We start from the raw sequence: 13,788 nt of genomic DNA on the forward strand, positions 1-13,788 counted from the left end.
TCAGACCCCTGCCACGGGAGCAGGAGCCACGGGCCCGGCCGGCGGAACCGCCGCGAGCATCCGCTCGAGCGCCACCCGCGCCTGGTCCTGCACGGAGTCGTCGACCGAGATCCTGTTGTGCACCGTCCCCGCGACGAGCCCCTCCAGCACCCAGGCGATGTACCCCGGGTGGATCCGGTACATCGTCGAGCACGGGCAGACCACGTCGTCGAGGCAGAAGATGGTGTGCTGCGGGTACTGCACGGCGAGGCGCTGCACGAGGTTGATCTCGGTGCCGATCGCGAAGGTGCTGCCCGCCGGCGCCGCCTGGATCGCCTTGACGATGTAGTCGGTCGAGCCGTACTCGTCCGCCGCGTCGACGACCGCCATCGGGCACTCCGGGTGCACGATCACGCGGACGTCCGGGTGCTGGAGCCGCGCGCGCTCGATCTGCGCGACGGTGAAGCGCTTGTGCACCGAGCAGAAGCCGTGCCAGAGGATGACCTGCGCGTCGAGCAGCGTCGCCTCGTCCGAGCCGCCGCCCGGCTTCCGCGGGTTCCACATCGGCATCCGCTCGAGCGGCACGCCCATCGCCTTCGCGGTGTTGCGGCCGAGGTGCTGGTCCGGGAAGAAGAGGACCCGCTGCCCGCGCGCGAATGCGTCCTCGAGCACGGTGGTCGCGTTCGACGAGGTGCAGACCACGCCGCCGTTGCGCCCGCAGAACGCCTTGAGCGCCGCGGAGGAGTTCATGTAGGTCACCGGGATCAGCGGCACGCGGCCGTCGGCGTCCGGCTCGGTGCCGTAGAGCTCGGTCAGCTCGGCCCAGGCGTCCTCGACCGAGTCGATGTCGGCCATGTCGGCCATCGAGCAGCCCGCGGCGAGGTTCGGCAGGATGACCGCCTGGTCCGGCCGGGAGAGGATGTCCGCCGTCTCGGCCATGAAGTGCACGCCGCAGAAGACGATCGCCTCGGCGTCGGGCCGGTTCGCCACCGCCTTCGCGAGCTGGAAGGAGTCGCCGACGAAGTCCGCGTACTGCACCACCTCGTCGCGCTGGTAGAAATGGCCGAGCACGACGACGCGCTCGCCCAGCGTCTCCTTCGCCGCGAGGATGCGGCGGTGCAGCTCGTCGGCGCTCGCCGCGGTGTACTCGTCGGGCAGCCGGCCCTGCACGGGCGACGCGGCGGGGATCGGGTCCGCCTGCGAGGCGCCGGGTCCGTAGGCCGGGAGGCCGAGGTCGAACGCCCAGGGCGCCTCGGCGAGCTCGGGCGCGCAGGTCGCGCCGGGGGCGGCTCCCCGCTCGATGAGCTGGATGGTGCTGTCGACCGATGTCACGGTGTCTCCTCGATGGTGCGGTTCGGACGGCGGCGGCGGCCGGTGCGGGGCCGGCGGCGGCCTGGTGCGGGCGGCGGCCGGTGCTAGACCGGCAGGGGCCCGTTGTCGACGAGTGCCACGGACCCGTCGTAGCGGTACAACCGGGGCGGGCGGTGACGAGTGCCCGTCAGCCGCTGCTCGGTCGGCACCACGGTCTTGGAGGCCTCGATCGTCCGGCGGAAGTTCGCCGGGTCGAGGGGCTTCTGCAGGACGGCCTCGTGCACCTCGCGCAGCTGGGCGAGCGTGAACGTCTCGCCGAGGAAGGCCTGCGCGATCCGGGAGTACTCCATCTTGTTGCGCAGGCGCCAGAGGGCGTAGTCGACGATCAGCCCGTGATCGAAGGCCAGCTCGGGCAGCAGATCGGTGCAGAGCCAGGCGACGTTCTCGTCCACGATCGCTGCGTCGGCCTCGGAGGTGCGCACCAGGGCCCAGTAGACGATCGAGACCACGCGGCGCTCGCCGCGGGAGCGCTCGGTGCCGCCGACGGCGTACAGCTGCTCGAGGTAGCGCGGAGCGAGGCCCGTCGTCTCGCGGAGGGTGCGGCGCGCCGCCTCGGCGAGGTCCTCGTCGGGCCGGAGCGGGCCGCCGGGCAGCGCCCAGAGCCCCTGGTAGGGATCGCGCAGGCGACGGACGACGGGGATCCAGACGGCGGCGGCCCCGGTCTCCGGGTGCGGGCGCAGCGCGAAGATCACGGTCGACACCGCGAGCTGCGGCACTGCTGCCTCCACGAGCCCCTCCCTAAAGGTCACCCTGACCCTAACGACTCCCTGAAGCTTAGTGTCACCCCGACCCGAACACCACCCCGGCACCCGTCCTCCTCCCCGCCTCGAGATGCCACTTGTGCACGCGACACGCCGAGGAAAGCGTGCACAAGTGGCATCTCGCGAGGGGGAGGGACAGCGCGCGCGCCCGCCCGCTAGGGTGAGCGGACAACCGAATACCGGGCCGCATACGCGACGCGGGAGAGCCGACTCCGGTCGGCACCGAAGGAGCAAGCCTCCCCGCCAATCTCTCAGGTCTTGTACCGCGTCGAACTGGCCACTCTGGAAAGCGATCCGCAGAGGATCCGCCGATGGTGAAAGCGATCGCCCCGCGAGGGGCGGCGTGAATCTCTCAGGCACCACGACAGAGGGGGAGTTCCCACGGCACTGCTGTGCCACGCATCACCGACCTGTGCGGGCGCGTGCGCAGCACTGCGACGAAATGGAGAACTCCCACATGTCCGAAGAAAACTCTGCCGACGAGAACACTGTCGAAGGCATCTCCGCTCAGACGGCCCCTGTCGAGTCCGGCGCCCCCGAGACCGGCGGCATCGAGATCGACTCGCCCGACGCCACCGCGCCGAGCACCGAGCCCCGCCGCTCGCCGCTGCACGACGTGCACGTGGCCGCCGGCGCCTCCTTCACCGACTTCGCCGGCTGGTGGATGCCCGTCCGCTATTCCGGCGACCTCGCCGAGCACCACGCGGTCCGCACCGCGGCGGGCCTCTTCGACCTCTCCCACATGGGCGAGATCCTCGTCGTCGGACCCGAGGCGGTGGACGCCCTCGATTACGCGCTCGCGAGCGACCTCTCCGCCGTCGCCGTCGGCCGGGCGAAGTACACCCTCCTGCTCGACCGCACCGGCGGCGTGATCGACGACCTCGTCGTCTACCGCACCGGCGAGGACCGCTTCATGGTCGTCGCGAACGCGGCCAACCGCCACGTGGTCGCCGAGCAGCTGCGCGACCGCACCGCGATGTTCGAGTGCGAGCTCTACGACGAGAGCGACGACGTCGCCCTGATCGCGATCCAGGGCCCGCGCTCGCTGGAGATCCTGCAGAACGTGCAGGGCCTCGCGATCGAGGTCGACCGCGGCGAGGAGTCGGTGCTCGACACCGACGACGCCGCCCGCCTGCTCGAGGAGCTGCGCTACTACCGCGCCGTCCCCGCCACCTTCGAGGCGCACCCGATCCTGATCGCCCGCACCGGCTACACCGGCGAGGACGGCTTCGAGATCTACGTCGCCCCCGACACCGCCCCGGAGCTCTGGGAGGCGCTCGCCGAGACCGGCGCCGGCGCGGGCCTCGTCCCCGCCGGGCTCGCCGCGCGCGACACCCTCCGCCTCGAGGCGGGCATGCCGCTCTACGGCCACGAGCTCTCCCGCGACGTCTTCCCCGCGCAGGCCGGCCTCGGCCGCGTCGTCGCCCTCGGCAAGCCGATCGACTTCGTCGGCCGCGCGGCCAGCGAGGAGGGCCCGTCCGGCGACGCCCCCGTGCTGGTCGGCCTGATCGGCGAGGGCCGCCGCGCCGCCCGCGCCGAGTACAGCGTTCACGGCCCCGACGACGACGTCATCGGCGTCGTCACGAGCGGCGTCCTCTCGCCCACCCTCGGCGTGCCGATCGCGATGGCCTACGTCGCGCCGGCCTCCGCGCAGCCCGGCAGCGTCGTCTCCGTCGACATCCGCGGCAGCCGGCTCCCGATGACCGTCACCGAGCTCCCCTTCTACTCCAGAAAGAAGAACTGACCATGGCCGTTCCCACCGAGCTCCAGTACACCTCCGACCACGAGTGGATCCTGGTCGAGGGCGAGACCGCGACCGTCGGCATCACCGCCTACGCCGCCGACAAGCTCGGCGACGTCGTCTTCGTCGAGCTGCCCGAGGCGGGCACGCGGGTCGAGGGCGGCTCCGTCGTCGGCGAGATCGAGTCGACCAAGTCGGTCGGCGAGCTGTTCGCACCGGTCGACGGCGAGGTCCTCGAGACCAACGCCGCGGTCGTCGACAGCCCCGAGCTGGTCAACGCCGACCCCTTCGGCGACGGCTGGCTGATCAAGGTGCGCTTCGACGCGCTGCCGGACGGCCTGCTCGACGCCGCCGCCTACGACGAGCTGGTGGGCGAGTAGATGGCGGCCCGCACCCCCGGAGAGTTCGAGTCCCGCCACATCGGGACCGACGCCGACGCCCAGCGCACCATGCTCGCCGCCCTCGGCTACGACTCCGTCGACGCGCTGGTCGAGGCCGCCGTCCCCGAGTCGATCCACGTCCGCGACCTGGCGCCCGTGCTCCCCGCGCCGGCCACCGAGGCCGAGGCGCTGGCCGAGCTGCGCGCCCTCGCCGCGCGCAACACCGTCCGCCGCCCGCTGATCGGCATGGGCTACCACGGCACGCTCACCCCGGCCGTGATCAAGCGCAACGTCCTCGAGAACCCGAGCTGGTACACGGCCTACACGCCGTACCAGCCCGAGATCTCCCAGGGCCGGCTCGAGGCGCTGATCAACTTCCAGACGATGGTCGCCGACCTCACCGGTCTCGACACCGCCGGCGCCTCGATGCTCGACGAGGGCACCGCCGTCGTCGAGGCGATGCTGCTCGCCCGCCGCGCCTCGAAGGCGAAGACCGACGTCTTCGTCGTCGACTCCGACGCGCTGCCGCAGACCCTCGCGCTGCTGCGCGGCCGGGCGGAGGCGGTGGGCATCCGCATCGTCGAGCTGCCGCTCTCGCGCACCGACGCGGACGACGTGCCCGAGTCCTTCGGCGCCCTCGTCCAGTACCCGGGTGCCTCCGGTCACCTCTGGGACCCGTCCGCCGTCCTCGGCGCGGTCAAGGCGCACGGCGGTCTCGCGATCGTGGCGGCCGACCTCCTCGCACTCACTCTCGTCCGCTCGCCGGGCGAGCTCGGTGCCGACGTCGCCGTGGGCACCACCCAGCGCTTCGGCGTCCCGATGGGCTTCGGCGGACCGCACGCCGGCTACCTCGCCGTCCGCAAGGGCCTCGAGCGCCAGCTCCCCGGCCGCCTCGTCGGCGTCAGCCAGGACGCGGCGGGCAACCCCGCCTACCGGCTCTCGCTGCAGGCGCGTGAGCAGCACATCCGCCGCGAGAAGGCGACCTCGAACATCTGCACCGCGCAGGTCCTCCTCGCCGTGATGGCCGCGATGTACGCGGTCTACCACGGTCCGGACGGCCTCGCCCGGATCGCCGAGCAGGTGCACTCCCGTGCCGCCCTGCTGGCGCGGCTCCTGCTCGACCGCGGACACGCGCTCCGGCACGCCGACTTCTTCGACACCGTCGCGGTCGTCGTCCCACAGGGTGCGGAGGCGGCCGTCGCCCGCGCCCGCGAGGCCGGCTTCGACCTGCGCCTCGTCGACGCGGACACCGTCGCGGTCGCCCTCGACGAGACGGTGACCCCGGAGGAGGTCGTGGCGGTCGCCGTCGCGATCGGCGACCTCGACGCGCGGCACGGCGTCCTCGCCGGCGCCGCGCGCAGCATCCCCGGCGCGCTGGAGCGGACCACTCCGTTCCTGGTGCACCCCGTCTTCAACACGCACCGCAGCGAGACCTCGATGATGCGCTACCTCAAGCGCCTCGCCGACGCCGACTACGCGCTGGACCGCGGCATGATCCCCCTGGGCTCCTGCACGATGAAGCTCAACGCCGCGGCCGAGATGGAAGCGGTCAGCTGGCCCGAGTTCGCCGGCCTGCACCCCTTCGCGCCCGAGGCCGACGTCGAGGGCTCGCTCGCCCTGGTCGATCAGCTCGAGCGCTGGCTCGCGCACCTCACCGGCTACGACTCCGTCTCCCTGCAGCCCAATGCCGGCTCGCAGGGCGAGCTCGCCGGGCTCCTCGCGATCCGCGGCTACCACCGCTCGCGCGGCGACGAGGCGCGCACCGTCTGCCTCATCCCCTCGAGCGCCCACGGGACGAACGCGGCCAGCGCCGTCCTCGCCGGCATGCGCGTCGTGGTCGTCGCCTGCGACGAGCTCGGCAACGTCGACCTCGACGACCTCCGCGCGAAGATCGCGGAGCACGCCGAGGGCCTCGCCGCCCTGATGATCACCTATCCGTCCACCCACGGCGTCTACGAGCACGAGGTCGCCGAGATCTGCCGGCTCGTGCACGAGGCCGGCGGCCAGGTCTACGTCGACGGCGCGAACCTCAACGCGCTGCTCGGCTTCGCCCGCTTCGGCGACTTCGGCGGCGACGTCTCGCACCTCAACCTGCACAAGACGTTCTGCATCCCGCACGGCGGCGGCGGCCCCGGCGTCGGCCCCGTCGCCGCGAAGGCGCACCTCGCGCCGTTCCTGCCGGGCCACCCGCTCGCGCAGCGGCTCGAGCACTCCGTCGGCCAGCACGGCGAGACCGTCGTCCACGGCGGCGCGCCCGTCTCGGCGGCCCCGTACGGCAGCCCCGGCATCCTGCCGATCTCCTGGGCCTACGCCCGGATGATGGGCGAGGAGGGACTGCGCGCCGCCACCGGCGCGGCGGTCCTCTCGGCCAACTACGTCGCCGCCCGCCTCCGCGAGCACTTCCCGGTGCTCTACACCGGCGGCAGCGGCCTCGTCGCGCACGAGTGCATCCTCGACATCCGCCCGCTCACCGCGGCGTCCGGAGTGACCGTGGACGACGTCGCCAAGCGCCTCGTCGACTACGGCTTCCACGCGCCGACGATGAGCTTCCCCGTCGCGGGCACTCTGATGGTCGAGCCGACCGAGAGCGAGGACCTCGCCGAGATCGACCGCTTCATCGACGCGATGATCGGCATCAAGGCCGAGGCCGACCGCGTCGGCGCGGGGGAGTGGCCGGTGGACGACAACCCGTTGCGCAACGCCCCGCACACCGCGGAGTGCCTCGTCGACGCCGAGTGGTCGCACCCGTACAGCCGCGAGGAGGCCGTCTACCCGGTCCGCTCGCTGGTGCGCGGCAAGTACTGGCCGCCGGTCCGCCGCGTCGACCAGGCCTACGGCGACCGCAACCTCGTCTGCGCCTGCCCGCCCATCGAGGCCTTCGCCTGACGCGCGCCGACGATCCGTCGCGGACGGTCGTGTCCGCTCTCTCGACACGACCGTTCGTGACGGATCGGCCGCCCGGCGCCGGACGACGAGGGGCGTCAGGGGGTGGAAGTGACGGAGGGCGTCGGCTGCGGGGTCGGCGCCGCGAACAGCTCCGGCCAGAGGGCGACCGCCAGCGGGTAGCCCACGAACGACACGATGTCGATGATCGAGTGGGCGATCACCAGCGGCAGCGTTCGCCCGAAGCGCTGGTAGAACAGACCGAAGACCACGCCCATGATCACGTTGCCGATGAACGGCCCGATGCCCTGGTAGAGGTGGTAGCTGCCCCGCAGCAGCGCGCTCGCGAACAGGATCCTCCACCGCCCCCAGCCGAGGTCGCCGAGGCGCGCGAAGAGGTAGCCGATCATGATCACCTCCTCCTGCACCCCCGCCCGGATCGCCGAGAGCACCAGCACGGGCACCGTCCACCAGTAGGCGTCCAGCGGTGACGCGACCACCGCGACCGTGATCCCGAGCGCCCGCCCGAGCGCGTACAGACCGATGCCGGGTGCGCCGATCGCCACCGCGAGCACGACTCCTGTGCCGAGGTCGGGGAGCGGACGGCGCAGGTCGAGCCCGAGTCTCCCGAGCGGACGCCGGCCGCCCTGCCAGAGCAGGAAGACGCAGAGCAGCACCGGCACGAGGTCGAAGAACAGCGCGAGCAGCTGGTAGATCAGGTCGAAGGCCGGCCGGTCGCTGAGCGCCCCGTTGATCGTCGTCGACTGCTGCCCGAGCGAGACCGAGCGGGTGAGCTTGTTGGCGATCGAGACGACGGAGTAGACCGCCGACGCCCCGAGGGAGAGCCCGAGGACCAGGAGGATCTCCGCCCCGATCCGGCCCCGGGACTGTGCGGACGCTGGGGGAGCGGTGGACACGCGGGCCTCTTCCTCGGATTCGCTGGTGTGCGCGGAACGACGCGCAGACGCACGTTTCGTGCGAATCCGCGCAAGGATTCCACCTCCTGGTTACCGCTGTGTAACGGTTTCCTCATCGTTTTGTGGCGATAGGCAGTCGATACATAGTCTCGACGGAGGCATTCGCGCGGTGGCCACCAGTCTCGCGCGCCGACGTCGTCGCCACGCGCACGGCACTCCACGCGTCAGGGAAACCACTTCTCGCGCGCCCCCACACCACTGGAGGAATTGTGAAAATCAGACGTTACGGCCTCGGAGCTCTGGCGCTCGTCGCCGCGAGCACGCTGGTCCTGGCCGGCTGCAGCAGCTCGAACGACTCGGGCGGCGGAGACGCGAGCGGTGACACCGCCGCGATCATCTCCACCAACGGCTCGGAGCCGCAGAACCCGCTGGTCCCGACCAACACCAACGAGGTGGGCGGCGGCAAGATCCTCGACGAGATCTTCGCGGGCCTGGTCTACTACGACGCCGAGGGGGCGCCGAACAACGACGTCGCCGAGTCGATCGAGTCGGACGACGCGCAGAACTACACCATCACCATCAAGGACGGCCTGACGTTCACGAACGGCGACCCGGTGACCTCGAGCTCCTTCATCGACGCCTGGAACTACGGCGCGAAGCTCTCGAACAACCAGCTCAGCTCGTCGTTCTTCGCGAACTTCGAGGGCTACAGCGACACCGAGGACAGCGAGCTCACCGGCCTCAAGGCCGTGGACGACACCACCTTCACCGTGGCGCTCAAGTCCCCGCAGTCGGACTTCCCGATCAGCCTCGGCTACTCGGCGTACTACCCGCTGCCCGCCGTCGCGTTCGACGACATGGCCGCGTTCGGCGAGAACCCGATCGGCAACGGCCCGTACAAGCTGGCCGGCGACGACGCGTGGCAGCACGACGTCCAGATCGACCTGGTCAAGAACGAGGACTACTCCGGTCCCCGCGAGGCGCAGAACGGCGGCCTGAAGATCGTCTTCTACGCCACCCAGGACGCGTCCTACGCCGACCTCCTCGGCGGCAACGTCGACGTGGTCGACCAGATCCCGGACTCCGCCTTCGGCACCTTCGAGAGCGACCTCGGCGACCGCGCCGTGAACCAGCCCGCCGCGATCTTCCAGTCCTTCACCATCCCGGAGCGCCTCGCGCACTTCGGCGGTGAGGAGGGCCAGTTGCGCCGTCAGGCCATCTCGATGGCCTTCGACCGCAAGGAGATCACCGACGTGATCTTCGAGGGCACCCGCACCCCCGCCTCCGACTTCACCTCCCCGGTGATCGACGGCTACAGCGACTCCCTCGAGGGCGCCGACGTGCTCGAGTACAACCCCGACGAGGCCAAGGCGCTGTGGGCTCAGGCCGACGCGATCAGCCCCTGGGACGGCACCTTCAAGATCGCCTACAACGCGGACGGCGGCCACCAGGGCTGGGTCGACGCGGTGACCAACTCGATCAAGAACACGCTGGGCATCGAGGCCGAGGGCGACGCCTACCCGACCTTCGCCGAGGCGCGCACGAAGATCGTCGACCGCTCGATCGAGACGGCGTTCCGCACCGGATGGCAGGCCGACTACCCGAGCCTCTACAACTTCCTCGGACCGCTCTACGTGACCGGCGCCTCGTCGAACGACGGCGACTACACGAACCCCGAGTTCGACGCTCTCGTCGCCTCGGGTCTCTCCGACGCCGACACCGACGCTGCGAACACCACGTTCCAGCAGGCGCAGGAGACCCTCCTCACCGACCTCCCGGCACTGCCGCTCTGGTACGCGAACGTGACCGGCGGCTACGGCGAGGGCGTGTCGAACGTCGAGTTCGGCTGGAACTCGGTGCCGCTCTACTACGAGATCACCAAGAACTAAGCTCGAACCACTGGGGCGCTTCGCCCGTGCCGCCGGCCACCAGGTCACGGCACGGGCGGAGCGCCCTGTTTCGGTCACAATCGAATGAGGTCCCCATCCATGCGACTCCGGAACCGGCTGGGCTGACATGCTCGCCTACATCGTCCGACGCATCCTGCAAGCCGTCCCCGTGCTCATCGGCACCACGTTCCTCATCTACTTCATGGTCTTCTCCATGCCGGGGAACCCGCTCCTGTCGCTCTTCGGCGACAAGACGCCGAGCCCCGCGCTCCTCGCCCGCCTCGAGGAGCAGTACCACCTGAACGAGCCGTTCATCGTCCAGTACCTGTACTACCTGGGAGGCGTCGTCCGCGGCGACTTCGGCATCTCGTTCTCGGGCCAGTCGGTCAACGAGATCCTCGCACGCACCTTCCCGGTGACCCTGACCCTCGCGATGATGGCGATCATCATCGAGATCGTCGTGGCGCTGACCATCGGCCTCATCAGCGGACTGCGCAAGGGCAGCTTCTTCGACGCGAGCGCCCTGGTCGTCAGCCTCCTGCTCGTCTCGGTGCCGATCTTCGTGCTCTGCTTCATCGCGCAGTCGTTCTTCGCGATCCAGCTGGGCTGGTTCCCTCCGACGGTCGGTGCCGACGCGTCGTTCCAGAGGCTCCTGCTCCCGGCGATCGTGCTCGCGCTGTTCGTGGTCGCCTCGGCGATCCGCCTGACCCGCGGCTCGGTCATCGAGACCGCCGGCTCGGACTTCGTGCGCACCGCGTACAGCAAGGGACTCTCGCGTCGTCGCGTCATCCCGGTGCACGTCCTGCGCAACTCGCTGATCCCGGTCACCACGCAGTTCGGAGCCGACTTCGGCCTCCTGATCGTCGGTGCCACCGTGACCGAGGGCATCTTCAACGTTCCCGGCGTCGGGAACACGCTCTACCAGGCGATCATCCGAGGGGAGCGACCGACCGTCGTCTCCTTCGTCACGGTCATGGTGCTGTTCTACCTCGTGGTGAACATCCTCGTCGACCTGCTCTACGCCGTACTCGACCCGAGGATCCGCTATGCCAAATGAGTTCTCCGGCGGCGCGCAGAAGGCCCGCCGCATCGACCACTTCGTCGCCCCGCTCGAGGAGACGCCGATCGCGTCCGTCGACGCGGTCAGCCTCGACGAGAAGCCCAGCAACCTCTGGACCGACGCCTGGCGCGACCTGCGCAAGCGCCCGATGTTCTGGATCTCCGGCGTGATGATCGTCGTGATCATCGCGGTCGCCCTGCTCCCCGGCCTGTTCACCTCGGTGGACCCGCGGCAGTGCGCGCTCTCGTTCAGCAACCAGGGCCCGGGCGGCGGCAGCCTGCTCGGCTACACCAAGCAGGGCTGCGACGTCTTCTCGCGCATCATCCACGGCACGTCCACGTCGCTGACCGTCGGTCTGATCGTGATCGTCATCACGACCGTCTCCGGCGTCATCGGCGGCGCGCTGGCCGGCTTCTTCGGCGGCTGGGTCGACACCGTGATCATGCGCCTCGGCGACATCTTCTTCTCGATCCCCTACATCCTCGCCGCGGTCGTCATCATGTCGGTCTTCTCGGCCTACCGGAACGTCTTCGTCATCGCCCTGGCGATCGGAGCGTTCGCCTGGCCGACGACGGCGCGCGTGCTGCGCTCCGAGGTCCTCCGCGTCAAGCAGTCCGACTTCGTCGGCGCCGCCACCGCGACGGGCCTGTCCAAGATGGCGATCCTGTTCCGGCACGTGCTGCCGAACTCGATCGCCCCCGTCATCGTCGTCACGACCATCTCGCTCGGCGCGGCCATCACCGCGGAGGCGACGCTGTCGTTCCTCGGCGTCGGCCTGCCCGGCTCGGTGATGTCCTGGGGCAACGACATCAGCCAGGCGCAGCGCGACCTGCGCACCAACCCGCAGACGCTGATCTACCCGTCGATCGCGCTGACGGTGACGGTGCTGAGCTTCATCCTCCTGGGCGAGTCGCTCCGCGACGCGCTCGACCCGAAGGCGAGGGCCCTCCGATGACGTCCACGACACCGAGCACCCCTCAGGGGCCGCTGCTCCAGGTCACCGACCTCGAGGTCGGCTTCCAGACCGGCAGCGGACTGGTCCCCGCACTCCGCGGCGTCAGCCTGACGATCGAGCACGGCCAGACCGTCGCGATCGTCGGCGAGTCCGGCTCCGGCAAGTCGACGACCGCCGCGGCGATCATCGGCCTGCTCCCCGGCACCGGCACGGTCACCGGCGGCTCCGTCCTGTTCGACGGCAAGGACCTGGCCAAGGCGGCCAGGACCGAGCTCGAGGACATCCGCGGCCGCCGGATCGGCTACGTGCCGCAGGACCCGATGTCCAACCTCAACCCGGTCTGGTCGGTCGGCTTCCAGGTCGAGGAGACGATCAAGGCCAACGGCCTCGCCTCCGGCCGCAAGGAGGTCCGCGCCAAGGCGATCGAGGTCCTGCAGAACGCCGGGCTCGCGGACGCCGAGAAGCGGCTCAAGCAGTTCCCGCACCAGTTCTCCGGCGGCATGCGCCAGCGGGTGCTGATCGGCATCGGCCTGGCCGCGTCGCCGCAGCTGCTGATCGCGGACGAGCCCACCTCGGCGCTCGACGTGACCGTGCAGCGGCGCATCCTCGACCACCTCGAGACCCTGACGAGGACCGACGGCACCGCGCTGCTCTTCATCACGCACGACCTGGGCCTCGCCGCCGAGCGCGCCGAGAAGCTCATCGTGATGTACAAGGGCCGGATCGTGGAGTCGGGCGCCTCGGTGGAGGTGCTGCAGAACCCGCAGCACCCCTACACGCAGCGCCTGATCGCCGCGGCGCCGAGCCTCGCCTCGCGCCGCATCCAGTCGACCGCCGGGAAGGCCACCGAGGCGGTGCCCGGCGAGTCCGAGGCCGTCCGAGAGGTCGACCTGGTCGGCGCGGCCGGCGCCCACCACGGCGCGGCGACCACCACCGCGCGGCCGATGATCGAGCTCGACGGGCTCACCAAGGTCTTCAAGATCCGCCGCGGCGGGCTGAAGGCCGAGGACTTCACGGCCGTCGACGACGTGTCGTTCTCGATCCCCAAGGGCACCACCACGGCGCTCGTGGGGGAGTCGGGCTCGGGCAAGTCGACGATCGCCCGCCTCGTGCTCGGCCTCGAGACGGCGACGTCCGGCGCGATCTCGATCGACGGCCGTCGCACCGAGAAGCTCCGCGGCAAGGAGATGCTGGCGCTGCGGCGCTCGATGCAGCCGGTGTTCCAGGACCCGTACGGCTCGCTCGACCCGCTGCACAACATCGGCAACACCATCTCCGAGCCGCTGCGGGTGCACAAGGTCGGCGACCGCACCTCGCAGCGCGAGCGCGTGCTCGAGCTGCTCGACCAGGTGTCCCTCCCGCGGGTCATCGCGAGCCGCTACCCGAACGAGCTCTCCGGCGGCCAGCGCCAGCGCGTGGCGATCGCCCGCGCGCTCGCGCTCAAGCCCGAGATCGTGGTGCTCGACGAGGCGGTGTCGGCCCTGGACGTGCTCGTCCAGGCGCAGATCCTCCGCCTCCTGGCCGACCTGCAGGCCGAGCTCGGGCTCACCTATCTGTTCATCACGCACGACCTCGCCGTGGTCCGCGTGATCGCCGACGACGTCTGCGTGATGCAGAAGGGCCGGATCGTCGAGCACGCCTCGACCGACACCGTGTTCGAGTCGCCGCAGCAGGAGTACACCCGCGAGCTGCTCGCCGCCATCCCGGGCGCCGGGATCGAGTTCGCGGTCTAGTCCGCCGGATCCACTCCGCGAGGGCCCCGTTCCGGGCCCGGCGACACCCGATGTTCACCGGGTCGCCGGCCCGGAACGGCGCCCTCCGCCGTCTCGGCGCGAGCCTGCGGTACGATGGA

General features: G+C 70.7%; 10 protein-coding genes and 1 riboswitch. Of the genes, 7 read left to right on the forward strand and 3 right to left on the reverse strand.

Features of this window, described 5'->3' with window-relative positions; translation table 11 throughout:
* Both nadA and MT355_RS06330 read right to left on the reverse strand, forming a co-directional pair.
* Entirely contained in the window at positions 1–1,311 is a 1,311-nt protein-coding gene (nadA, locus tag MT355_RS06325) for a quinolinate synthase NadA (RefSeq protein WP_243598917.1), read from the reverse strand.
* An 83-nt stretch (positions 1,312–1,394) separates the two neighbouring features.
* Positions 1,395–2,078: an NUDIX domain-containing protein gene (locus MT355_RS06330; RefSeq protein ID WP_123445439.1), complete on the reverse strand. Its 684-nt coding sequence runs from the start codon at positions 2,076–2,078 to the stop codon at positions 1,395–1,397.
* A 221-nt stretch (positions 2,079–2,299) separates the two neighbouring features.
* A riboswitch (glycine riboswitch) is annotated at positions 2,300–2,387 on the forward strand.
* Positions 2,388–2,568: 181 nt separating this feature from the next.
* Between MT355_RS06330 and gcvT the strand changes: the two genes are divergently transcribed.
* From gcvT to gcvP, 3 genes are read left to right on the forward strand one after another with little or no spacing between them, the layout of a single operon-like run.
* A complete protein-coding gene (gene gcvT / locus MT355_RS06335; protein ID WP_243598918.1) occupies positions 2,569–3,855 on the forward strand; it encodes a glycine cleavage system aminomethyltransferase GcvT in 1,287 nt (428 codons plus the stop codon).
* Between the two features lie 2 nt (positions 3,856–3,857).
* Complete coding sequence (gcvH, locus tag MT355_RS06340) at positions 3,858–4,232, forward strand: glycine cleavage system protein GcvH (RefSeq protein ID WP_243598919.1); 375 nt, start codon at positions 3,858–3,860, stop codon at positions 4,230–4,232.
* Positions 4,233–7,118 (forward strand): aminomethyl-transferring glycine dehydrogenase, encoded by a 2,886-nt coding sequence (gcvP, locus tag MT355_RS06345; RefSeq protein ID WP_243598920.1) that lies wholly within the window; start codon positions 4,233–4,235, stop codon positions 7,116–7,118.
* A 95-nt stretch (positions 7,119–7,213) separates the two neighbouring features.
* Here gcvP and MT355_RS06350 read toward each other — a convergent pair whose 3' ends face one another.
* Positions 7,214–8,032, reverse strand: coding sequence for a CPBP family intramembrane glutamic endopeptidase (locus MT355_RS06350; RefSeq protein WP_243598921.1), 819 nt, complete (start codon positions 8,030–8,032; stop codon positions 7,214–7,216).
* A gap of 269 nt (positions 8,033–8,301) precedes the next feature.
* Here MT355_RS06350 and MT355_RS06355 point away from each other — a divergent pair, with 269 nt between their 5' ends.
* The 4 genes from MT355_RS06355 (at position 8,302) to MT355_RS06370 (ending at position 13,669) form a co-directional block, all read left to right on the forward strand.
* Positions 8,302–9,921 (forward strand): ABC transporter substrate-binding protein, encoded by a 1,620-nt coding sequence (locus MT355_RS06355; protein WP_123735315.1) that lies wholly within the window; start codon positions 8,302–8,304, stop codon positions 9,919–9,921.
* Between the two features lie 127 nt (positions 9,922–10,048).
* Positions 10,049–10,978 (forward strand): ABC transporter permease, encoded by a 930-nt coding sequence (locus MT355_RS06360; RefSeq protein WP_123445445.1) that lies wholly within the window; start codon positions 10,049–10,051, stop codon positions 10,976–10,978.
* Positions 10,968–11,936: an ABC transporter permease gene (locus MT355_RS06365; protein WP_123445446.1), complete on the forward strand. Its 969-nt coding sequence runs from the start codon at positions 10,968–10,970 to the stop codon at positions 11,934–11,936. Before MT355_RS06360 ends, MT355_RS06365 begins: the two co-directional genes overlap by 11 nt.
* Positions 11,933–13,669 (forward strand): ABC transporter ATP-binding protein, encoded by a 1,737-nt coding sequence (locus MT355_RS06370; protein ID WP_243598922.1) that lies wholly within the window; start codon positions 11,933–11,935, stop codon positions 13,667–13,669. Before MT355_RS06365 ends, MT355_RS06370 begins: the two co-directional genes overlap by 4 nt.
* The last annotated feature ends 119 nt before the right edge of the window (positions 13,670–13,788 follow it).

Origin of the sequence: Rathayibacter sp. VKM Ac-2929 (assembly GCF_022815495.1) — a bacterium.
GTDB lineage: Bacteria > Actinomycetota > Actinomycetes > Actinomycetales > Microbacteriaceae > Rathayibacter > Rathayibacter festucae.